Raw genomic sequence first — 21,404 nt, 5'->3', positions numbered from 1 at the left:
AAGAGAAATTCAGACAAACTTGTAAAGCTTCATTAAGGCGACCGGCTTAACTTCTACAGAAATCGAGAAACTTAAAAAGAAATAGGCTTTAAGAAAACCTGCTTCATATTTTCAAAAGTTAGCCGTATTTCCACATAAAAAATGCGGCTTAGAAACCTTGCCTTTTATCTAATGCTACGAATCCACCATCGTCCCTCCATTTACATGCAGCACCTGTCCTGTGACGTAGCTCGAATCATCTGAAGCTAAGTAAACGTAGGTCGGGGCCAATTCAAATGGCTGGCCCGCCCGTTTCATTGGGACATCGCCCCCAAACTTCATGACACTTTCCTTAGAAAACGTGGCCGGTATTAACGGCGTCCAGATCGGACCCGGCGCGACAGCGTTCACCCGTATTCCGTGATGGACCAGAGATTGCGATAAAGAACGGGTAAATGTCACAATCGCCCCTTTTGTCGCCGAATAATCGATCAACTGCTTACTCCCTTTATACGCCGTGACCGATGCTGTATTAATAATGGAGCTGCCCGATGGAAGATGTGGTAGAACGGCTTTTGTCATATAAAAATAGGAAAAGATATTCGTCCGGAATGTGTTTTCTAATTGCTCAGCGGAAATATCGAGAATGCTTTTTTGCACATATTGGACGGCGCAATTATTGATTAAAATGCTGATTTTCCCGAACGTGCCCATCACATTTCGAACAACATCTGTTGACGTTTGTTCGATGCGAAGGTCGCCGGGGATCAATAGGCATCTTCTCCCTAATTGTTCTACTCGCTGCTTCGTTTCTTCAGCATCCCGATGTTCATTTAAATAGGCAATCGCTACATCGGCTCCTTCTTTCGCAAAGGCAATGGCCACCGCCCTTCCAATCCCGCTGTCGCCTCCTGTAATGACTGCCACTTTATTTTTAAGCTTATCAGATCCCCGATAATGCGGATTTTCAGAAATTGGCCGCGGATTCATTACATACTCGAGCCCTGGCTGCACGTTTTGATGTTGAGGCGGAAAAGAAATCGGAACTGTCTTGCATTCGGTTTGGTACGAATAATAAGGATACACAGGAAACACACTTGATTCCCCCTTCCAAAATGAAGTGTGTTATTTTATTCAACTTCCCGGACGATTGCCCTTATTAAAAAAATCGATTTAATTTCCCGATAAAATGCCGATATAAAACTAGCAAGGAGTGAACATAATTGATTCGGACTTTATTCATCAATTTAGCCATCATGATTTCGTTTTTCTTTATTTATCATCAGCTATTCCGTGAGTCCTTTTTATCGAGAAACTCGCCATTAAAGAAGAAAATTGCCATCGGTTGTTTATGTGGGTTATTAGGCATTTTTCTTATGCAATTTAGTATAAAAGTAGGTACAGATACGAGAATCGATTTAAGACAAATTCCCGTCATGCTAGTCGCGTTATATGGAGGATGGATCCCCGCACTTGTATCCGGAGCGCTTATTGTGCTTGCCCGCTTCGCAATTGGAATAAACACTTCTTCGCTCATTGCCTTTTTCATCATGACTTTTTCATTGATCGGGTATCTAATTATCCCAACAAAAGTAAAAAATGTGTTTAGTAGCTCTCTATACATGATCATCTACTCTAATCTTTGGTTTAGCCTTCTTATGTACGTGGCGATGGATAACATTCGAACCTACATTTATATCAATATCGTTTTTTGGGTCGTTTCGGGTATTGGCGGTTTAACAGCTGTCTATATGAACAACTACTTAAGAAAAATGAATCAATTGTTTAAAGAATATAAGACAAATTCGTTGAAGGATCCGTTAACGGGTCTCAATAACGTTAGAAGTTTTGATCTTGAAATCAACAATGCTGTCAATCGAGTGATGAAAAATAACGAGAAACTTTCAATGTTGGTGATCGATATCGATTTTTTCAAAAAGATCAATGACACCTATGGCCACATTGAAGGGGATGAAATTTTGAAGCAGGTTGGGAAACTGCTCTTAGAAGTGGCGCGGCCTTTTGATATCGTCTCAAGAAATGGCGGAGAAGAATTTACAGTCCTATTGATCGATTGCCCCCTTGATTATGCGGTGAATGTCGGAGAACGAATACGAAATAAAATTGAAAACCGCCCATTCCTGCTCCATAACGGAGAGCAACGCATTTCAATTACTGTATCCATCGGAGCGGCTACGTATCCGGACTCAACAGCGGATACCGATTGTTTGTACAGATTGGCAGATGAAGCTCTCTACAAAGCAAAAAGAAGAGGCCGAAACCAGGTGGCCGCCGCTTGAGGAACACGGTCCTGGAAAATTAGAAATGAACGCACAAATCGTTTCCAGATTTCGTGCGTTTTTGTTCGTCGTTTTCAACGGTAAGTTTTTTTATTTTGAAAGGATCTCATCGATCTTTTCCCGCATGGAAGACTCCACCGTTTTCTTGTAGCGAATCCCGAGGATGAGTATCTTGAATTGCTGTGAGCGGGACAATTGGACAAAGCGGGGCTCCTTCTTTATAAATGAACGGATGATGGATAAGCTTGTCGGATGGAATGGACCGGAATGAATAGATGGAATGTCAGGAGGCAAGTTCCTATTCCACAAGCGGGTGATCCAATCCAGATGAAGCATTGCTTTCATCGATAATGCAAGGAGCATACTGATGTTTCGTCTGTTTTCGAAGGTATTCGTACCTGTCGCGTCCGCTTACAATAATAAAACGGTTGTCTTTTTGATCCTTTTTCACGACTATAACATGCATGCAGTCCCACATCAAACTCCGGAGCTTCTTGAGACGGTCTGTAAGCTTCACTGGTTCATCAAGCTTGATTTTTTTCAGAGGTATATATTCCACCATGAATCGCATCCTATTCCCTCCTGCCACATCATTCTGTCTTCATTTTCTTTCGGTTCTCTTTCGCTTTATCTTATGAACAGAATTGGGCGAATGTCACAACTGAAGCACCATTCAAATTATCTCCCTTAAGAAATTATAAATATTTTTTGCGCTTATTTTAGCGTACCATCTATCATTTTTAGCCTCCTCAGTTCCTTTTCCAATGTTCTTAGTTTTGCAATGGAGCTGAGGAATTAAAGGCCCCGGATTACCAGAGCCTTTCTGATGGTGCTACTTCCTCAAAAGCGTCAACATCATATGTGTTGGTTGAACTCTTATACGAGATGGTTTGTATATTATCGCCTATATTTCCTGCTGCAGCTCCTAAATAAGATTTAGCCGTACTCTTTGGATCGATGACAAGCGTGTTTCCGAAAATTACTGTTCCATCACCAACAGATGAAATTTGTATTGGAGCTCTAATATCCGAAGCCATTTCTTTCCTCTCCCGTTTTCATTTTTATTCAATTGCCTGTTATCAATATATGGACGAACATAATTCGTGTATCCGCTAAATGACTATAGTTCGGCAATCCTTTGCCTGATGATTGACCCGACTTCCTCAACGCTACCTTCACAAAAGCTTTTTTAATATCCTTCCGAAAGAAGTCTCCCACTTCAAGTGTGTGAAGGATTTGCCCAACGGTAAGTGGGAGATGAATTTCAGTTAGTCGCAGCTAAAATGTTTACGAACAAATGTTCCTGTCTGATCATATACTGTTCCTGGAACCCGGGTGACCATTGGATGTTCTTACTTTATCAAATACCAACGATCCAATTGCGCCAAAAATCCCGATCCCAATTGCAGATGTGATTTCTACTGTATCTGTAATTGTTCCTTGAGTAAGAAGTATGTAGATTATAAATCCATACACCCATCCCAATAAAGCAAAAGCTACACTTATTCTGTAAGTCATTTACCAACCCCTTCTCCAACCTCTCCGTAAAGCGTAACTTAAAAAGAAGCAATATGCGCATTTGGCAGGAGGGAATGACTTGCGGTGATCGAAATAAATATAGGAACGATTTTCCTATTGCTAAAAGGAGGCAAAAACTATGCGTGAACAAATATTGAAAATCAATAAAGTGGATATTTGTGCAGAAAGCTTTGGAAACCATAAGGACCCTGCTGTGCTTTTAATCATGGGAGCAATGTCTTCATTAGACTGGTGGGATGAAGACTTCTGCCTCCGGCTTGCTGATCGGGGAAGATTTGTCATTCGGTACGATCATCGCGATCTTGGACGATCCGTCACTTATGATCCTGGCACTTCCAACTACACCATAACAGACCTGGCTGATGATGCGGTTGGAGTCCTGGATGCTTATTCCATTGAGCAGGCTCATATCGTTGGAATGTCCATGGGCGGTTTGATTGGCCAGATTCTTGCCTTAAGATACCCGGAGCGCATACTTACGCTCACTCTAATTGCCTCAAGCGTGTTCGGAACAGAGATGGAAAAGCTTCCTCCAATGGACCAGCGCATACTGGATTACCATGCGAAAAGCGCTTCTTTAGATTGGACCGATCGGGAGGCGGTCATTTCCTATCTGGCAGGCGGATGGAAAACGTTAAGCGGCTCCAAACCTTATGAGCAGTCAAGAATGTATAAATTGGCGGAAAGAGAGGCATCCCGCGCCAGACAGCTGCCGAGCAGATTTAATCATGCTATGCTGCAAGGCGGAGAAGAGTACTACGATAGAATGGGCGAGATCAGCGTACCTTGCCTCATTATTCACGGCACAGAAGATCCGGCCCTGCCATTCGAGCACGGGCTTGCTCTTGCAAAAGCCATTCCCCACGCTGAATTAATGGCTCTTGATGGATCAGGGCATGAGATTCATAGTGAAGACTGGGACTCCATCATCAACTCGGTTGTAAAATTTAGTTCACGATAAACGAATGAGCGGAAATCTAACTTCCATAGAAAACCTCGAAAAACGGCTGTAATGGCTGAATTCGGGGTTTTGTTGTTACAAGCCTTCACGATTTTCATGAAATCCCTCCATCCCACACAGAACATATGTTTTATTTTCCAGTATTAAACGAACATATTTTCGCATATAATACAGATAGAGTTCTTAATTTGTCGTAAGGAGATGTGTGAGATGAGGGATAGGGTCATTTTCCTCGTAGATATGCAGTCATTTTACGCCTCTGTTGAAAAGGCGGATAACCCGAAATTAAAAGACAAACCCGTCATCGTATCCGGGGATCCCGAAAGGCGAAGCGGCGTTGTTCTCGCCGCCTGCCCGCTCGCTAAAAAATGGGGCGTTGAGAATGCAACCCGGCTCTGGGAAGCGCAGCAAAAATGCCCGGATGCGGTTATCGTCCGGCCGCGAATGCAGCGATATATCGATGTCTCCCTGCAAATCACTGAAATTTTCAACCGCTTCACTGATCTCGTTGAACCTTATTCCATTGATGAACAATTTTTAGATGTGACCGGAAGCCAAAGATTATTTGGAACGCCACGGGAAATTGCGCAAAAACTTAGAACTGCGGTAATGAATGAAACCGGCATTAATGCTCGGGTCGGCATGGGCCCAAACAAAGTGCTGGCCAAGATTTCGTGCGACAATTTTGCAAAGAAAAATAAAGATGGGATTTTCGAACTTAACCATTCCAACATGAAAGAAAAAATGTGGCCGCTGGCGGTCGGCAAAATGTTCGGTGTAGGAAGCAGGATGAATCATCATTTTTTGCGGATGGGGATTCGGACGATTGGGCATTTGGCGAATTTCCCTTTAGAGTTGCTTAAGAAAAAATGGGGGATCAACGGCCAAGTATTATGGCAAATTGCGAACGGGATCGATGATTCGCCAGTCACCGTCAAGACACATGACCAGCAAAAAGCGATCGGCCACCAAATGACCCTACCAAGAGATTATGGAACGCTGGAAGAGATTAAAGTCGTTTTGCTTGAACTCTGCACTGAAGTTGCCCGGCGCGCACGTTTTAAAGGATACATGGGAAGCACTGTTTCAATGGGCGTCAGAGGCACAAGCTTTGATTTTCCCACCGGCTTCCACCGGCAGATTAAATTAATGTCACCAACGAATTTTGATTTAGACATTTATCATGCAGCCGAGAAACTGTTGCTTACCCATTGGGACCGCCAACCTATTCGAAGCCTCGGGGTAACGTTGTCGCAATTGCAATCCTCCGAGAACGTCCAGTTGAATTTGTTTGATTATCATCTCAACAAAGAAGAGCTCAACCGGGCATTGGATATGGTGTATTCAAAGTATGGAAAAACGGCCATTGTCCGCGCTTCCTCCCTGCTTGCAGCCGGGCAGGCATTTCATCGGGCCAAAAAAATCGGCGGGCATTATAAATAACAAAGATGAGACAATGAATGAACGATAAGATGAAATCGGAATCGTTAAATGGACGATTCCGATTTGCCGTTTTTTAGGAGATCAGCGTGACATACACTGGTGGAATAGGCTGGGAGTGGTACCATGGATACCATGCAGGAAACGAAAAGGCGAATGGATAGAATTGACGTAATTCCTCTAACCGCCAAAGTGGATGAAATATCATTTTCCCTTCTCCTTTTTTTAAGTTGTCATATCAAAATATGATGAATGATGAAATTCGCTCCATCTGCTTTCCCTCATCATGATTCCGTTTCCGGTAGCTTCACTTGTTCCGCTTCCTTTATTAGCCTAATCATCCAATATTACCCATATAGATTCAATGAAAAAAGGCATACAAAAATGTATACCTTTGAAGATCCGTTTATTCTGAACAACAATGACTTTATAACGTGAAGGCTCATACCCGAAACCGCTCAATGGTTCCTTTCAGCTTTTCCGCTTGGTCCCTCAAGTGCAAGGCGAGCTGTTCGACGTTTTCCATGACGGCGGCCTGCTCCTGGGTTGCTGCTGTCACTTCTTCAGCGCCAGCAGAAGTTTCTTCGGCAATTGCCGCGACCTCCTGGGATTGGCGGGAGGTTTGATGAATACCATCCATTTGTTTATCAACGAGGCCGGTAATGTCTTTCACTTTAGACGCAACTTCGTGGATCGTTTTTGTCATTTCATCGATCACTTGATTCGTCTGTGTCCCTTTTTCTGCCTCAAGATTGGCCGCTTCCACTTGTTCCTTAATTTGCTTAACGACACTTTCCACTTCTAGCTGGATATTTTGAATGAGTTCAGTAATGCCTTGAACCGCTTTTCCGCTTTCATCCGCAAGTTTGCGCACTTCCTCGGCTACGACAGCAAATCCTTTCCCGTGTTCACCTGCCCGGGCCGCTTCGATCGATGCGTTTAACGCAAGCAAGTTCGTCTGCTCCGCGATATCCCCGACTAATTGGATAATTTGCTCCACCTTTTTCGCATGTTCCTTTAAGCGATTGACCGCTTCCAACGAATCTTGATTGCCTTTTGCCAGCCGTTCAATTCCGCCCACAAGCGAATGGATGACTTCCTTACTTTCGTGCAGCTCGTCCAGCATCGTAGCTGAAACATGTTCTGAGTCCCTTGCTTTGCTTTGCACTTCTTCGGCGATTCGTGTAATGTCTTCCACCGATTCAGCGGTCGTTTGAATGGCGATGGCTGACGATTCCGCTCCTGCCGATATTTCACTAATCGTTTTTGCGACCGTATCCGCTTGTTCGGCCGCCCTTGTAGCCCTTTCCGAAATGATGATGACATTCTCATTCGTCTCTTCAAAGTTCTCTTCAATCGTTTGCACCATTTCCCGCAAGTTGGCCAACATTTCGTTAAAAGCGACGCCTAATGAACGAATTTCATCATCTGTTTTATGAAGCTCCACATCTTCTCGAATATCTCCATTGCTCGCCCGAATCGCGGCCTGCTCTAAACGCTTTAGCGGTTTTACAATGAAACCGGCCACAAGGAAAGCCAAAATTCCCGACCAGAGGATGCCAAGAGCTAATGTAGCAATCGTAAACGCCGTTTCATTCGTATTTGGAAAAAAATAAGGATGGATGACATAAATAAAAAAGATGCTTGTCGAGTATGTAATTAACGCCAATATGGATACGAAAATCAATAGTTTCTTCCTTAAGCCCAACGTATAACGCTTCTTCTCCAACATTCACAGTTGTCTCCTTTCATTTTTCAATAGCCGCTCACTCTTTATATCGGAGAAGTTTACTAGTTTTCCAATCCTTTTTTACTCCAAAAAGCAATTGTCAGCATTTCGCCATATAAAGGAAACAATTTAAACATTGCTTCCTTATACCCTTTTTAGGTACTTACGTTAAAGGCAAACAGTCTTAGCTCTTCAGGATCATTGGGAAGTTGGATGAATCTTTCAAACTTCAAGCCTATTTTTTCGAGTAACCTGGCCGAAGCATGATTATCTTGAGTCGTGATTGCTACGATGCGATTTAGGCCCAATGTATCTTTCCCATATGCCATTACCGCAGAAGCAGCTTCATAAGCGTAACCTTTTCCCCAATACTTCGGGAGAAAGGCAAATCCAATATCCACGTCTTTTAAGGAGGCTCTTTTTACAAGTCCGCAAATTCCGATCGGCAGTTGATCTTCCTTTCGCTCAACCAAATATAGACAAAAGCCGAATTGTTCATACATGCGAACCGGTCCATTTACGATATAGGCACATGCGTCCTCTACTGTTCTTAAGCCGCGATCACCTATATACCGCAGCCAGGAAGGATCATTAACTAGCTCAAGGATAAACTCTGCATCATCAGTTGTTTGTAAACGAAGGGTCAGTCGTTCCGTTTCAAGAACTTTCATAATAAATTCACGATCCTTTCAGCATTGAATCTGCTCTTTCATACCGCTTATTTTACTAATTCATTTAGATTATTTCTTTTTAACATCTTACATATTTGCGTTTGAAACCAATCCTCCCTCTAACAATTTCTTTTTGAATCCTTTCGTAAGCGTTCAGGAAACTGCTTTTTTTCTTATCCCGCTTGACTTCTACTGTACCTACTTCCTTTGCGGTCTCGACTGCCTTTTCATGTAGCGGCAAATATGAAACCCCAACAGTGTATAGAAAATTATTCATAGCGGATTTCGTTCGTTCTGGCGATTCATGAATCGTATTTTTCACGCTATCAAGCATATTGGAAATCTTGCTTTCGGAAAATTCATTGTCCTTGCGATTCCCTAAAAGCCAGCAGTAACAACTCCATCCCGCTGACATTCTCAGCTCATTACCGCTTACTATCCATTTATCAGCAACATCTTGTGCAATATCTGATTCTGATAAAGTGACTGCCACTACATAATCAGAAAGCATATAAAAATACGCTTCATCCATCCAACGATTATAATCCGATTCAGTCATAGCATTTGGATCTGCAATAATACCTGCAAAATACATGGCATCGTAGTTACCTGTCGCATAGAGCTCTTCGGCCAAACGTTGATTTATTTTTATTTTCTTTGCGATTGGTTTCATCGCACCTGTAGCCACACCAAAAAGCGGCTCACGCGCACCGTTGGACATGTATATTTTTTTAGTTCGTTCCTTACCAAGGGCTTCAAGCTCCTGCATAACTGTTTCGAAATCCATAGTTTTTGCACTTCCTTTTTTAATATATAGACCCCATTGAAAGCAACTAGTGCCCCTTCAGCTAAGAAAGATCTTATTTTCAAGAATCAATTTTCACCTGTAAAAAAGATAAGAAGATGGAAGCAAAAAACACATCAAACTTCTCCAGTAGTGGTGCTATTTTCATGGCATTTGGACAATAAACAGTTGATTTCCGACAATAAATCGAATCCATCGGACAATAAATGGGCCTCAGTCGGACAATAAAATGAGTCTATTTTTTACTTATTGTCCAAAAGTAAAATTTTATTGTCTAAACTGGATGATTTATTGTCCAAATAAAAGCACTTATTGTCCGAGAACGAAATCATTTTAAATGATGTAACAATTTGTGATCGTTTTTCCTCATTTCACAGATCTCACGGGGAGTTCTATTATTGAAATCCAAACTTTTTTCTAGAAGGGGCACTAGTTTATATTTTTTCATTTTACCATTCATCATGTTCATTCTGTCCCGTTACCGCCATAAAAAAGTCGCCGAATCGGGGCTTTTAAAAATTAATCTTTTTATCCTGGGAAAGCCTCATTTTTAGAGACGCGAATCATTTCACGAGGAAAATACTTGTTAAAATAGTTTTCCACCTTTACATGGATTTCTTTTTGATACCACCGGGATAGCCCGTGTTCTTGGAATAATTGCGGCATTCCTAATCTCTCTGAACGTTTACCCATTAAGCCATCACCAATGTTTAACGTATCAATCCAAATATGGTCTACGATTCCATCCAATATTTTTGGGAAATCAGGGGTAAATGGCAGAACCGGAGAAATTGAAGCCTGGGTTGGTATTCCTGCATCATGAACTTCCTTTAAGGCTTTTGTCCGTAATTTAATTCCAGGCGCATATGGAGCAAATATCCGCTTGATATCTTCCCTGTCTGTTTCTACCGTTATGGATACAAGGACATCGCATGTTTCTTTTAATTTTACTAACAAGTCAATATCTCTTGTAATAAGTGGGCCTCGTGTTTGGATTTGAAGAAAATCAGGCGGTGTTTCAATCATTTCTTCTAATATCCCTCGTGTAATGTTTGCTTTCCGTTCAATTGGCTGATAAGGGTCTGTTGCCGAAGACATAAAGATGTTTATAGGATTCTTTTTCTTGCGAAGTTTTATCATTTCTTTTTGGTAATTTTCTGCTGCGTTTGTCTTTATGTCCACCCATTCTCCCCACGGAATTTCCTTGAATCGTTGAATTGGCATTTCTCTCACATAACAATACATGCAAGAAAATGCACAACCGCTATACGGATTTAGCGAATGAGTAAATCCAACATCCAAATAGCCCTTTGCTTCAGTAAGGATTTTCTTTGCGAGTATTTCTTTTATTTCAATCCCCATTTGGAACGCTCCCTCTCTTCATCGTTCACCTCAATCATTAAAAAATAGAGAAAGGCTTCTATATTGTTTTTTATTATGCTTGATCCGCAGCAAAAGAGAAAGCAATTGGACATTGCCATGACCGAAAGAAGAATGGATCATGCCTATGTCTTGTCAATGCATTGTATCATTCATGGAACAATTTCAAAAACAGTACCTTGATTGAAATCAGTCACTTTCATAGAGCCATAAACTCCTAAATATAGCCTGGTTTGATCCAGATTCGTTCCCAAACTAACATAATAAGCGGACCCGGATCCAAAGTGATCATCGGTTTCAATCATACTATAATCGTTTCGCTGACCATCTGCACTTGCCCTCGTATAAGCTAAAACTCCTCGAACAGGAGGTCCGGATTCCTTCCGGGCAAAATCGGTAAACACAACACTTCCCGCTAAATCGGGGATGCTATTCCCCATATAAGCCTGCACTCCTGTAAGTGCAGTTCCGCCAAACTTATCGGGTCTTTGATCTTTATGAAAATAACTGGTTAAAGGCTGAAGACGCCTCGCTGAAGTGTTTACCGCCTCATCATAATAGGCAATAGTTTTCTCATCCAAAGCCGGATTTGAAGAGCAGCCCCTTATAAACGAAGTAGGAAAAGAACCTTCCCAGCCTCGCCAGCCAAAGTTAACCAATCTTTCGTTAGATCCTGTTGAATATTCTCGAATAAGCCGAGGAACCGGGATTGGTTGATAATGTATAAATGAAAAAATCGACTCTTCCAAATCTTGTCCGACTATTCCCACATATTTGATGTATTGATGATAAAACCTTTGAAATGAAATGCCAGGTATATTCCGTACCCCTTTGGCAATGACCGTAAGCGTTTCCTGGATAGGCTCGGGGAGTTCATGAAAACGTGTGACTACAGAAGGATTATCGATAAATGTATTCTTTTCTACATCTATTTCAATGATTTTGCCTGCGATTTCCATATCATCCTGACTTAAATTAAATGGATCATATCCTGATCCCCCATCTCCGGTTGTGAAAATAAGTTTTCCCGTTTCAGGTGAAAAGTTTAAGCTATTGACACCATTATGATTAAAAAATGGCCTTATTATGTTAAGCAATGTCCTCCGTTTTTGAGGCTGGCCATTGGCTTGTAACATCCATTCTTCAACGGTATCAATATGGTCATAGTGAGTTTCTCTATTTGTCCACCTCATGTTTAATGTTCTCGGATCACACGGGTCAGGCTTAAAATGTTCAGAAAGAGCACCGGGACCCTGTGTTCCCGCTACAGAATAATGAAGATAAAACAGACCGTTATAATAAAATGCTGGATGAAACGCCAGGCCCAGCAATCCCCTTTCATCGTATCCGCCACTAGAAACACCTGGTTCAGAAGTGCCTAGTTTGATGATTCGCGGGCGAATATCTAAAAAGGTCCTTACACTTCCGTTTCCTATGTAAAAAATCTCTCCTACCTGTGTTGCAATAAATAATCTTTCAATTGAATCGCCCGGAAGTATAGTTGTTTTCAAAACAGTGGGCAAATTGATCTGACTAACAATGGGCTGCAGCCGAACTTTCACTTTTATCAACCACTTTACACCCTTTCATTGTTTTCTTTTATAAGAATATGATTGAAACGATTCTATTAGTAGCAAACCAGGACGACATAACTTGAACCCGTTAGATTAAAAAAATGTACCTTTTTAGCAAAAAGCCAAAGGTACACTTTTGTGTCAGTATTTTCTTAATGACCTCGAATATACTAATCATTTAATCCCTTTCCAGCAAGAATTTTCTCCATACATTTTTCAATCCTTGACTGTCGGGTTTTGGATTGTTTCGCCCCCGAAAAATGAAGAATGTATGCTCTTTGCCGTCCCGGCGTCAACGCTTCAAAAGCCGTTTTTAAGGCAGGAATTTCCTCGAATTTAGTTTCAAGTTCTTCAGGAATGATCCATTCTGTATTCTTTTTCACTTCCAAACCTGCCTTTTCAACTTCAATAGCTTCATAAATATAGGCTTTCAAAATGGGTTCCATTTCAACTATTTCTTGAACATTGGTAAACCGAATCTGGCGCGCCGCCTGCACATTCTCCGTTTGTTGGACTAGAATTCCATGGGGATCCTTCAACAAAGCGCCTTTGTGAAACAGAAACGCGCAATATTCTTTAAACCCATGAATTAAAACGATATTTTTGCCCTCATACATGTAACAAGGATGCATCCACTTAATATCTTCGGTCAGGCCACAATCAAGAACGATATTTCTTAACGCCTCAAATTCTTCTTTCCACTTTTTGGATTTTTTTATAAATCCATCAACCTTACGACTTTTTCTGCTATCTGTCATCAGAACACCCTCTCTCCACTATTTCAATCAGCTGACGGCCAGGAATAATTCATGTTCCATTTATTTATTAGCATCAACCTTATATAAAAATTCATACTCATTTGGAAAACTTCCTTGCTCTTTCGCCGGGATATCTTAATAGTTAAATATCATCAGGATTTGTCGGATAACCTAACTCTCCCATTAGAAGCGCTAAATCCTTACTATCTGTGGTTGCAGCCTCTCTAATCATGCTTTCAGTTTTCCTCCTCCTACGAGTAGTCCCTGTGCTGACTAAACTATTATTCGCTATGTCGATGGCTGTTCCTTTTTTGAAAAGGCAATTTTTCTTTAAGTTTCTTTTCTATAGCTAACCTGCCCCTTCTAGAAAATAGTTTGGATTTCAGTAATCGAACATTCGTTATTTTAAGAACTCCTCGTTCGATCTGTGAAATGAGGAAAAACGATCACAAATCTAAAATTATTTTGTTCTCGGACAATAAATGCTCTTTTTGGGACAATAAATCATCCGATTTAGACAATAACCTCTTACTTTTTGACAATAAGTAAGAGGTTATTGTCCGACTGAGGCCATTTATTGTCCGATGGAATCTATTTATTATCGGAAATCAACTGTTTATTGTCCAAACGCCATAAAAAAGCACCACACTGGAGAAGTTTGATCCTATTTTTGGTGCTGTCTTCTTATCTTTTTTACAGGCGAAAATTAGCTAAAAGGGGACTAGCCTGCCCCATTAGCGCAACAAAAAAGGAAGCATCGCAAAAATGCTTCCAGAAATACAATCCCCCTTTCTCTACACTCTGAGAACTCGAATTTTTTACATTTAAAAATCAAAATGATCCGGGTCTGGCCCAACACGAAGATTTTGATTTAATCCATCAATGGTTTCCATTTCCTCTTTCGTCAGTTCAAAATTAAACACATTTGCATTTTCAACAATTCGATGCTCTTTTGTTGATTTTGGAATTGTAACAACCCCGTTTTGCAAGTCCCAACGCAAAATAATTTGAGCGACCGATTTATTATGCTTGTTCGCAATTTCCTGTAAAACTTCGTTGTCTAGCAACTGGCCTTGCATTAATGGTGACCATGCTTCAAGTTGAATGCCGTTGTCCTGGCAAAATGCTTGCAGCTCTTTTTGAGTTAATCGAGGATGATATTCTACTTGATTGATCATCGGCTTAATTTCGGCATCCTTCATTACGTCTTCCAAATGATGAATTTGAAAATTACTTACACCAATTGCTTTTACCCGGCCTTCTTTATAAAGAGTTTCTAACGCTCTCCAAGCATCCTTATATTTTCCTTCAACCGGCCAATGAATCAAATATAAATCTAAATATTCTAAGCCAAGTTTCTTTAAGCTTGTTTCATAAGCGGCAATCGTTGATTCATATCCTAAATCCGCGTTCCAAACCTTTGAAGTAACGAATAGCTCTTCTCTTGAAATACCTGCTTCTTTTAAGCCTTCTTGGATTCCTTTACCAACGCCCTCTTCATTCTCATAAATCGCCGCTGTATCCACACTCCGGTATCCATGTTTAATAGCTGTTTTTACCGCGTTTACTAATTCCGGACCCTCTTCGACTTTAAAAACTCCAATTCCAAACCAGGGCATTTTCACACCATTATGCAAAGTTGTTGTATCTTGTAAATTTTTAGCCGTCATTTTTAATACCTCCAAAATTTTAAGATGCTTTACTTACTTGATCTTTTCGTTCCAAAGCTCTGCTACATCCAGTTAAAGCTGCAGCCACTAAAACCATAAGTGCTCCAATCCATGACGTATGAATAAGTCCGATAGAGTCTGTAATAAGACCGCCTAAATAAGAACCTATTGCAATCCCGGCATTAAATGCAGCAATATTTATGGCCGATGCTACATTAACCGCACCAGGAACATAGCGCTCTGCCAGCATCACAACATAAACTTGCAAGCCTGGCACATTCATAAAAGCTAACAGCCCCATCAAAAGAATCGTTAGTAATCCGGCCATTTTAAATGGTGCTGTAAACATCAAAATAAATAAGACAACTGCCTGGACAATAAACATATAAAACAATGCGCGTATTGGATTTTGATTCGATAGCTTTCCACCAACCATATTTCCGATCGCAATCATTATTCCATAAGCTAATAAAATGGCAGCGACAGTTCCTTCTTTAAACCCGGTGATATCTTGTAGCAATGGTGATAAGAAGGTAAACACGACAAATGTTCCGCCATAACCTAATGCTGTAATAATGAATAAAAGCAATAACCGGCCATTTGTCACAAGTTGAAGCTGATCACGAAAGGTTGTTTTGACTCCTTTTCGCAAATTAGATGGTACAAGAATGCTATTTGCAATGAAGGCAATGATACCAATGAGAACAATAGTAATAAAGGCTGTTCTCCAACCTAGCTGCTGGCCAATAAAAGTGCCAAATGGAACACCAGTTACCGTAGCAACTGTAAGACCGGAAAACATAATGGAAATCGCACTGGCCCTGCGATTTTCCGGAACTAAATCGGCAGCGATTGTCGATCCGATTGACATGAAGACACCGTGTGAAAATGCTGAGATCACACGTGCAACAAGCAATAACGCGATTGTCGTAGAAATAGCGGCAAGAGTATTGCCAATAATAAAGACAATCATAATCCAAAGCAACAACGTCTTACTTGGCATTCTCGATGTCAAAGATGTCAAAATAGGAGCTCCAAATGTTACCCCTAAGGCATATAAAGAAACCGTTAACCCTGCCGTGGTCATCGGAATGCTTAAATCCTTTGCAATAAGAGGCAGTAATCCGACGCTGATGAATTCAGTCGTCCCGATTGCAAAAGCACTTACTGCCAGGGCAAGCAAAGCGAACATGCTTTGCTTTTTACTTAGATCCACAGTATCTCCTCCTTATTTCTGTTACATAAATGGAAACTTTCTTTTTAGCGAATAATAAATTTTAAAAGAAAGTATAGTATGAACCGGCCGGCAAATGTTATTATGAGATATATCACCCATAAAGAAAAGTACGCACTTTAAAGTTATATAGTTACCCAAAAGTAATATAGGTACTTTTTAGTGCCTATAGGATAGAGGAGGACAAAGATGCAGAAAAAGAAATACAATATCTCTGTTGAAGCGACATTAGAAGTCATAGGTGGAAAGTGGAAATGTGTGATTCTTTGCCATTTGATTCACGGAAAAAAACGAACAAGCGAATTAAAGCGCCTTATGCCAAATATCACGCAAAAAATGCTGACCCAACAGTTGCGCGAACTTGAGGAGGACGGGGTCATCAATCGAATCGTGTACAATCAAGTTCCACCAAAAGTTGAATACGAGCTTAGTGAATATGGACGAAGCTTAGAAGATATCTTACATTCACTATGTGCATGGGGTGAAAAACATTTAACGAAAGTATACGGAGATAAATTTTCTGTTTTAGAAGATAGCGTGTTGAACGAACAGCTTAAGTAAGGAGGATTCGGAGTTAGGGCCTTCTCTTGAAGATTTAATTTGATTAGCAGCTCGTTTCATCTATTTTTTTGAGGCAACGAATAGGCTTGATTGGTTGCCTCATTTCTTTAAACTCGCCTGGATCAATCCATATCACCTCGTTAGCTATAAAAAAAGCCGCCAATTATGGCAGCTGAAAAATTAAAGGACTTGCACACGTTTGGTTTAAGAAGTTATTTTAAATAAAAGGTTTCTTCATTGTGATCTCCCCATTTAATGGTAACCTCAATAGATTTTTCATCATCAGTTACGGAACACCCAGAACAAGAAGAGGGAATTTTAACGGTTGCTCCTTTATAATCACTTTTTTTCAAGACCGTTTCACCATTATTAATCACGATGTTTAGCTTTCTAAACCTTGTATCACTTCCACCGTGTTTAAACCGAAAAGTGTATTTACCATCTTCACGATCCCCTTCGATGTTTGCAGAGTATTCCCCTTTCCAGTGATCGCCATCACCAGAAAGAAAAATGTATTTTTCATTACACCCCGCTAAAACAAGAAGAATTAAAAATAATAAAAGTTTTTTCATTGTGGCCTCCTAAAAAATCTATTTTAGTTTACTTATTCTTCCTGTTTGATTTTTAATCCTTCTTAATCGAAAAAAGCCGCCAATTATGGCAGCTGAAATTACGCACTTAAACACGTCAGTTGAACCTGTTATTTATGTATTCCCTTTTTAAGCCCGTTTGTTCCTCGACTTCTCTTAAACAGGCATTTTGAGGTTCACTTATTTCTTCACATTCAATGTGTCCATCGTTCAACCTTTTGAAAAAAATTTGATATAAAGTTGGCAATCTTCTATTAAGCCGAAGTGGGAAATTCAAGTCCACTTCTTTTAGAGAATATAAAAGCCAACAAAAGTGTTGGCTTTTTAAGTTAACAATTGCAACAAGGTACACATTGCTGCTTTTTCCGAAACCATTTTATTATAAATAATGATTGAATAGATTTAATCGAAAAAGGCACTTGGTATCGATAAAAAGACTCGTATTTCCATGCTTCCCGATTGATAAGGTCTAGTTTGCTTTTTTCATCTTCCATGATAGATTGAAACTCGTTATCATTCATAAGTGAACTCTCCTTTTTGGCTTAACTGCAGCAAGAATTGATCGTGTCTACCTCGATGTCTTCTTTAGTGAAGAAAAATTCCCATTCGTGGCCATCTGGATCAGTGATCCAAAATTTATCTTGCCTTGCATAACAACATGTTGTATCGTTTTCATCCCGGGAGAAAAACCCTTCTTTATTTAGTCGAACCTTATACTTATTTAATTCTTCTATACTGGCGACTTGGAAACCGAAATGATTGATATGGTTTCCTTCGACTCGTTCAACGGGACGCAGCGTAAAATTTAGCCCCGGGTCTTCCAACAAAAACTTTGCATAATTCGGTTTCACTTTAACAGGTTCAGTGCCAAATAGTTTTGAATAAAAGGAAATGGACGCTTCTAAATTCGTTACATTTAAACCAACGTGAATTTTCATATACGTGATTCCTCCTAAGGGGGTATTTTATATCAAATTTTTTTGATATATTGTCCAAAAAAATTTGTTACCAAGAAGTAGGGCGAAACAGGCAACATAATTCAGGAGACAATAAATGATTCATCCGGCTTTGATTTAATTCATAGTAGTTCCATTTTCCTTTCTTTTCTTGTGTAATGAGATCAGCATCCATTAAGATTTTCAGATGGTAAGAAAGTTTTGATTGGGGCATCTCCATAATCTCGCAAAGATCGCATACACATACTTGCCCCCGGGTACATAATTCATTCATTAGTTTTAAACGTTTTGGGTCAGCTAAGGCTTTAAAAGCACTCGCATAATGTTCAAATGTTTCGTCATTCGCAGGGATTAGTTTCATTGATCTCATTCCTCTATACATCAAAATTATTTGATTTATTTATACTATATCCTGTATACCATCATTTTGCAACTGAAAAATCAAAAAAATTTGATATATAAAAAGGGAGCCGAATTGGTTCCCCTTTTTATTCTCCAGTTTTAGCAAATTGTTTTATTCTGTTTTCGATCTCATCGCGTACCCGTTGGAATACTGCCCATTTTTCTTCCTCTGTACCTTCGGCTTTTGCAGGATCGTCAAAACCCCAGTGAGCACGTTTGACCTGAGGCGGAGTCATGGGACATTTCTCATTCGCATCACCACAGAGAGTAATGACAAAGTCCGCCTTATTCAATAGTTCAGCATCAATTCTATCTGACGTTTGATTCAAAATATCAATGCCTTTTTCTTTCATCGCTTTAACTGCATTGGGATTCAGTCCATGTGCTTCAATGCCGGCACTATATACATCGTAACGGTCACCAAGATATTTTTTTCCGAATCCTTCTGCCATTTGGCTGCGGCAAGAGTTTCCCGTACATAAGAAATAGATGATTTTCTTGTTCTCCATCGTTGTTTCCACCTTTATGCTGATTGATTTTTAAAGTATTTTCGTTGAAACCATAAGGCTACGTTGACCAGAGCAATCATGACAGGAACTTCTACAAGTGGCCCGATAACAGCAGAGAACGCCGCCCCAGAATGAATCCCAAAAACGCCAACGGCTACAGCAATTGCCAATTCAAAATTATTGCTTCCTGCCGTGAATGCGAGTGTAGTTGTTACGGGATAGTTGGCGCCCATTTTCTTTCCTAAGATGAATGAAACAAAAAACATCACGATAAAGTAAATTAAGAGTGGGACCGCAATTCGAACGACATCCAGCGGCAAGCTGACAATGACATCTCCTTTTAAGGAGAACATGACGATAATTGTAAACAACAATGCAATAAGTGTAATCGGACTGATTTTTGGAATGAACACTTTTTCATACCATTGCCTGCCTCTTGCTTTTACAAGCACGAGGCGTGTCAGCATGCCAGAGATAAATGGAATACCGAGGTAAATAAACACAGACTTAGCGACCTCTGCCATCGTAATGTTGACTATTGCCCCTTGAATGCCGAGCCATTCCGGAATAATCGTGACAAATACATAGGCATAGACGGAAAAGAAAAGCATCTGAAAGACAGAGTTAAATGCCACTAATGCCGCGGCGTATTCTGTATCTCCTTTAGCAAGATCATTCCATACGATGACCATTGCAATACAGCGAGCCAGCCCGATCATAATCAATCCAACCATGTACTCAGGTTTATCCGGCAAAAAAGCGATGGCTAAGATAAACATTAAGATGGGGCCAATGATCCAGTTTTGGACTAGAGATAATAAAAGCACTTTTACATCCTTAAAGACTCTTCCCATTTCCTCATAACGAACTTTCGCTAAAGGCGGATACATCATTAAAATTAATCCGATGGCAAGTGGAAGCGATGTCGTGCCTACTTGTAAACGGTTGAGACCGTCGATAAAGCCCGGAAAAACAAATCCCATACTGATTCCTGCCGCCATCGCAAGGAATATCCAAAGCGTTAAATAACGGTCAAGGAAAGACAAACGTTTTTTTCCTGAATTACTCACCTTCTAAAGCTCCCCTTTCATGCTGTAATTAGCAATTGCAACGAGCATTAACCTTGCTCGCATCGATTTTGTTTAATTGCTCCACCTGGTCTGGTACATATTGCAATAAATCTTCAACCAATTCATATAACTCACTCTCTGTATTTATAGAATAATAAACCCACTGGCCTCGTTTTTCTTCATTCAGGAGTCCGGCATCTTTAAGTTTACGAAGATGTTGGCTAATGGAAGGCTGGCTCATCGTAAACACTTCAAGAAATTCACAAACGCAACATTCCCGATGGTTGAGAATGGCGACCATTGTTAATCGTGTTTTATCGCCGAGTAATTTTAAAACTTGTGCCACTTTGTCAAGCTCAAAAGTTGTTGATTTCATCTGTACACCTCCGTATATAAATATATAGCTATTCACTTATATTATCCAATGAAAATAATCAAGGTTAGATAGAGATCATCCAAGTCTATCCCTAAAATGGCTTCTGCAAAACTTATTATGTAAATTACGAGATGACTAACATTCACGTTCCAACTTACTCAGGAGTGACATAAGATAATAACGTACCCGCTTGACAATCTTTAAGGAAGGAGTATACTTAAAACAAAAATGTTAGTTTCTGATAACTAACATTAGGAGTGAGTCGTTTGAGTGCCAAAAAAGAAAACACCGCCGATAAAATATTATCATCTACCGTTGACCTCATGTCTGAAAAGGGATATAAGGCGGTAACGATTAAGGAAATCGCTGCAGCAGCATCCGTTAGTGAAATGACGGTGTTTCGGACGTTTGGATCCAAGAAAGCTATACTAGAAGCCGTTATTGATAATTATCTTTATTCTGTACCTATTGAGCAAATTATCCAAAAGAACCTCACATATGAGTTAGAAACAGATTTATTAATGATCAGTAAGCTGTACCATGAAGTTCTGAAGAAAAATAAAAAAATTTATTTAATTTCTGTCATGGAACGAAAAACAATGCCTGAAATCCATCTAGGTGTACACAATAACGCTTCAAAGTTTTTTAAAATTGTTACTGACTATCTTCAAGTCATGCAGCAAAAAGGAAAGGTTGTTAAGGGCAATCCTAAAAACCAGGCATTAACGATCATGAAGTATAATTATGGGAAGTTTGTTGCCAGTACACTGCTTGAAGGTATTGTGCCAGATGTAGTGGATGATGGCCTTGAAGAGGCTGTATCCATTATTGCCAGGGGTTTAAGAACTTAATTTTTTTCATCTATAAGTTAGTTAGTAATAACTAATATTTGAGGAGGCC

The 21,404-nt window shown here is 40.2% G+C and carries 23 protein-coding genes; 5 read left to right on the top strand and 18 right to left on the bottom strand.

Features of this window, described 5'->3' with window-relative positions:
- Positions 1-174: 174 nt before the first annotated feature.
- Complete coding sequence (locus tag H538_RS0112640) at positions 175-1,074, bottom strand: SDR family oxidoreductase (protein ID WP_026677919.1); 900 nt, start codon at positions 1,072-1,074, stop codon at positions 175-177.
- A 128-nt stretch (positions 1,075-1,202) separates the two neighbouring features.
- Between H538_RS0112640 and H538_RS0112635 the strand changes: the two genes are divergently transcribed.
- Positions 1,203-2,279: a diguanylate cyclase gene (locus H538_RS0112635; RefSeq protein ID WP_026677918.1), complete on the top strand. Its 1,077-nt coding sequence runs from the start codon at positions 1,203-1,205 to the stop codon at positions 2,277-2,279.
- A gap of 90 nt (positions 2,280-2,369) precedes the next feature.
- Here the strand turns inward: H538_RS0112635 and H538_RS26125 are convergent, their stop codons facing one another.
- From H538_RS26125 to H538_RS23805, 3 genes are all read right to left on the bottom strand, one after another.
- On the bottom strand, positions 2,370-2,588 hold the full coding sequence (locus H538_RS26125) for a hypothetical protein (protein WP_154657973.1): 219 nt from the start codon (positions 2,586-2,588) through the stop codon (positions 2,370-2,372).
- Positions 2,578-2,850 (bottom strand): hypothetical protein, encoded by a 273-nt coding sequence (locus H538_RS0112630; RefSeq protein WP_026677917.1) that lies wholly within the window; start codon positions 2,848-2,850, stop codon positions 2,578-2,580. The genes H538_RS26125 and H538_RS0112630 overlap by 11 nt, the downstream gene beginning before the upstream one ends.
- A 238-nt stretch (positions 2,851-3,088) precedes the next feature.
- A complete protein-coding gene (locus H538_RS23805; protein WP_035350779.1) occupies positions 3,089-3,316 on the bottom strand; it encodes a spore germination protein in 228 nt (75 codons plus the stop codon).
- Between the two features lie 620 nt (positions 3,317-3,936).
- On the opposite strand from H538_RS23805, the gene mleCBF reads away from it, so the two are divergent.
- On the top strand, positions 3,937-4,779 hold the full coding sequence (gene mleCBF / locus H538_RS0112615; RefSeq protein ID WP_026677915.1) for a CBF family alpha/beta fold macrolide esterase: 843 nt from the start codon (positions 3,937-3,939) through the stop codon (positions 4,777-4,779).
- Positions 4,780-4,989: 210 nt separating this feature from the next.
- Entirely contained in the window at positions 4,990-6,222 is a 1,233-nt protein-coding gene (gene dinB, locus H538_RS0112610; RefSeq protein WP_026677914.1) for a DNA polymerase IV, read from the top strand.
- Positions 6,223-6,661: 439 nt separating this feature from the next.
- On the opposite strand, the gene H538_RS0112600 is transcribed toward dinB, so the two are convergent.
- The 8 genes from H538_RS0112600 to H538_RS0112560 form a co-directional block, all read right to left on the bottom strand.
- Positions 6,662-7,951 (bottom strand): methyl-accepting chemotaxis protein, encoded by a 1,290-nt coding sequence (locus H538_RS0112600; protein ID WP_026677913.1) that lies wholly within the window; start codon positions 7,949-7,951, stop codon positions 6,662-6,664.
- A gap of 152 nt (positions 7,952-8,103) precedes the next feature.
- Positions 8,104-8,619, bottom strand: coding sequence for a GNAT family N-acetyltransferase (locus H538_RS0112595; protein ID WP_026677912.1), 516 nt, complete (start codon positions 8,617-8,619; stop codon positions 8,104-8,106).
- 79 nt (positions 8,620-8,698) lie between these two features.
- The gene (locus tag H538_RS0112590) at positions 8,699-9,406 is read right to left on the bottom strand and encodes a DNA alkylation repair protein (protein WP_026677911.1); all 708 of its coding nucleotides are present in this window, start codon (positions 9,404-9,406) and stop codon (positions 8,699-8,701) included.
- Positions 9,407-9,952: 546 nt separating this feature from the next.
- Positions 9,953-10,786, bottom strand: a complete 834-nt coding sequence (locus H538_RS0112585) for an SPL family radical SAM protein (RefSeq protein ID WP_026677910.1) — start codon at positions 10,784-10,786, stop codon at positions 9,953-9,955.
- A 170-nt stretch (positions 10,787-10,956) separates the two neighbouring features.
- Positions 10,957-12,375 (bottom strand): PQQ-dependent sugar dehydrogenase, encoded by a 1,419-nt coding sequence (locus H538_RS0112580; RefSeq protein ID WP_026677909.1) that lies wholly within the window; start codon positions 12,373-12,375, stop codon positions 10,957-10,959.
- A 173-nt stretch (positions 12,376-12,548) separates the two neighbouring features.
- Positions 12,549-13,136: a YdeI/OmpD-associated family protein gene (locus H538_RS0112575; RefSeq protein ID WP_026677908.1), complete on the bottom strand. Its 588-nt coding sequence runs from the start codon at positions 13,134-13,136 to the stop codon at positions 12,549-12,551.
- Positions 13,137-13,960: 824 nt separating this feature from the next.
- Complete coding sequence (locus tag H538_RS0112565) at positions 13,961-14,806, bottom strand: aldo/keto reductase (protein WP_026677907.1); 846 nt, start codon at positions 14,804-14,806, stop codon at positions 13,961-13,963.
- A gap of 19 nt (positions 14,807-14,825) precedes the next feature.
- Positions 14,826-15,998, bottom strand: coding sequence for an MFS transporter (locus H538_RS0112560; RefSeq protein WP_407636395.1), 1,173 nt, complete (start codon positions 15,996-15,998; stop codon positions 14,826-14,828).
- Between the two features lie 231 nt (positions 15,999-16,229).
- On the opposite strand from H538_RS0112560, the gene H538_RS0112555 reads away from it, so the two are divergent.
- Positions 16,230-16,601, top strand: coding sequence for a winged helix-turn-helix transcriptional regulator (locus tag H538_RS0112555; RefSeq protein ID WP_026677905.1), 372 nt, complete (start codon positions 16,230-16,232; stop codon positions 16,599-16,601).
- Positions 16,602-16,813: 212 nt separating this feature from the next.
- Here H538_RS0112555 and H538_RS0112550 read toward each other — a convergent pair whose 3' ends face one another.
- The 6 genes from H538_RS0112550 to H538_RS0112520 all read right to left on the bottom strand — a co-directional run bounded on the left by H538_RS0112550 (position 16,814) and on the right by H538_RS0112520 (position 20,504).
- Positions 16,814-17,173 carry a hypothetical protein gene (locus tag H538_RS0112550; RefSeq protein WP_026677904.1) on the bottom strand — a complete coding sequence of 120 codons (360 nt, stop codon included), beginning with the start codon at positions 17,171-17,173 and terminating at the stop codon, positions 16,814-16,816.
- 560 nt (positions 17,174-17,733) lie between these two features.
- Complete coding sequence (locus H538_RS0112540; protein ID WP_026677902.1) at positions 17,734-18,129, bottom strand: ArsI/CadI family heavy metal resistance metalloenzyme; 396 nt, start codon at positions 18,127-18,129, stop codon at positions 17,734-17,736.
- Positions 18,130-18,196: 67 nt separating this feature from the next.
- A complete protein-coding gene (locus H538_RS0112535) occupies positions 18,197-18,517 on the bottom strand; it encodes an ArsR/SmtB family transcription factor (protein ID WP_026677901.1) in 321 nt (106 codons plus the stop codon).
- Between the two features lie 118 nt (positions 18,518-18,635).
- Positions 18,636-19,058 (bottom strand): arsenate reductase (thioredoxin), encoded by a 423-nt coding sequence (gene arsC, locus H538_RS0112530; protein WP_026677900.1) that lies wholly within the window; start codon positions 19,056-19,058, stop codon positions 18,636-18,638.
- A 14-nt stretch (positions 19,059-19,072) separates the two neighbouring features.
- Positions 19,073-20,128: an ACR3 family arsenite efflux transporter gene (arsB, locus tag H538_RS0112525; protein WP_026677899.1), complete on the bottom strand. Its 1,056-nt coding sequence runs from the start codon at positions 20,126-20,128 to the stop codon at positions 19,073-19,075.
- Positions 20,129-20,156: 28 nt separating this feature from the next.
- Entirely contained in the window at positions 20,157-20,504 is a 348-nt protein-coding gene (locus H538_RS0112520; protein WP_026677898.1) for an ArsR/SmtB family transcription factor, read from the bottom strand.
- 266 nt (positions 20,505-20,770) lie between these two features.
- Between H538_RS0112520 and H538_RS23800 the strand changes: the two genes are divergently transcribed.
- Positions 20,771-21,355, top strand: coding sequence for a TetR/AcrR family transcriptional regulator (locus H538_RS23800; RefSeq protein WP_035350775.1), 585 nt, complete (start codon positions 20,771-20,773; stop codon positions 21,353-21,355).
- The last annotated feature ends 49 nt before the right edge of the window (positions 21,356-21,404 follow it).

The organism is Fictibacillus gelatini DSM 15865, from assembly GCF_000430745.1.
Classification (GTDB): domain Bacteria; phylum Bacillota; class Bacilli; order Bacillales; family Fictibacillaceae; genus Fictibacillus_A; species Fictibacillus_A gelatini.
This window is presented reverse-complemented; position numbering and strand designations above follow the sequence as displayed.

What these genes read in the sequence shown, in the direction of transcription:
- mleCBF (WP_026677915.1), top strand. Translation starts at nt 3,937, where the DNA reads ATGCGTGAACAAATATTGAAAATCAATAAAGTGGATATTTGTGCAGAA.
- dinB (WP_026677914.1), top strand. Translation starts at nt 4,990, where the DNA reads ATGAGGGATAGGGTCATTTTCCTCGTAGATATGCAGTCATTTTACGCC.
- H538_RS0112540 (WP_026677902.1), bottom strand. Translation starts at nt 18,129, where the DNA reads ATGAAAATTCACGTTGGTTTAAATGTAACGAATTTAGAAGCGTCCATT.
- H538_RS0112560 (WP_407636395.1), bottom strand. Translation starts at nt 15,998, where the DNA reads ATGTTCGCTTTGCTTGCCCTGGCAGTAAGTGCTTTTGCAATCGGGACG.
- H538_RS0112590 (WP_026677911.1), bottom strand. Translation starts at nt 9,406, where the DNA reads ATGGATTTCGAAACAGTTATGCAGGAGCTTGAAGCCCTTGGTAAGGAA.
- arsC (WP_026677900.1), bottom strand. Translation starts at nt 19,058, where the DNA reads ATGGAGAACAAGAAAATCATCTATTTCTTATGTACGGGAAACTCTTGC.
- H538_RS0112595 (WP_026677912.1), bottom strand. Translation starts at nt 8,619, where the DNA reads ATGAAAGTTCTTGAAACGGAACGACTGACCCTTCGTTTACAAACAACT.
- H538_RS0112565 (WP_026677907.1), bottom strand. Translation starts at nt 14,806, where the DNA reads ATGACGGCTAAAAATTTACAAGATACAACAACTTTGCATAATGGTGTG.
- H538_RS0112520 (WP_026677898.1), bottom strand. Translation starts at nt 20,504, where the DNA reads ATGAAATCAACAACTTTTGAGCTTGACAAAGTGGCACAAGTTTTAAAA.
- H538_RS0112550 (WP_026677904.1), bottom strand. Translation starts at nt 17,173, where the DNA reads ATGAAAAAACTTTTATTATTTTTAATTCTTCTTGTTTTAGCGGGGTGT.
- H538_RS23805 (WP_035350779.1), bottom strand. Translation starts at nt 3,316, where the DNA reads ATGGCTTCGGATATTAGAGCTCCAATACAAATTTCATCTGTTGGTGAT.
- H538_RS0112535 (WP_026677901.1), bottom strand. Translation starts at nt 18,517, where the DNA reads ATGAGATCAATGAAACTAATCCCTGCGAATGACGAAACATTTGAACAT.
- H538_RS0112555 (WP_026677905.1), top strand. Translation starts at nt 16,230, where the DNA reads ATGCAGAAAAAGAAATACAATATCTCTGTTGAAGCGACATTAGAAGTC.
- H538_RS0112630 (WP_026677917.1), bottom strand. Translation starts at nt 2,850, where the DNA reads ATGCGATTCATGGTGGAATATATACCTCTGAAAAAAATCAAGCTTGAT.
- H538_RS0112600 (WP_026677913.1), bottom strand. Translation starts at nt 7,951, where the DNA reads ATGTTGGAGAAGAAGCGTTATACGTTGGGCTTAAGGAAGAAACTATTG.
- H538_RS0112585 (WP_026677910.1), bottom strand. Translation starts at nt 10,786, where the DNA reads ATGGGGATTGAAATAAAAGAAATACTCGCAAAGAAAATCCTTACTGAA.
- H538_RS0112575 (WP_026677908.1), bottom strand. Translation starts at nt 13,136, where the DNA reads ATGACAGATAGCAGAAAAAGTCGTAAGGTTGATGGATTTATAAAAAAA.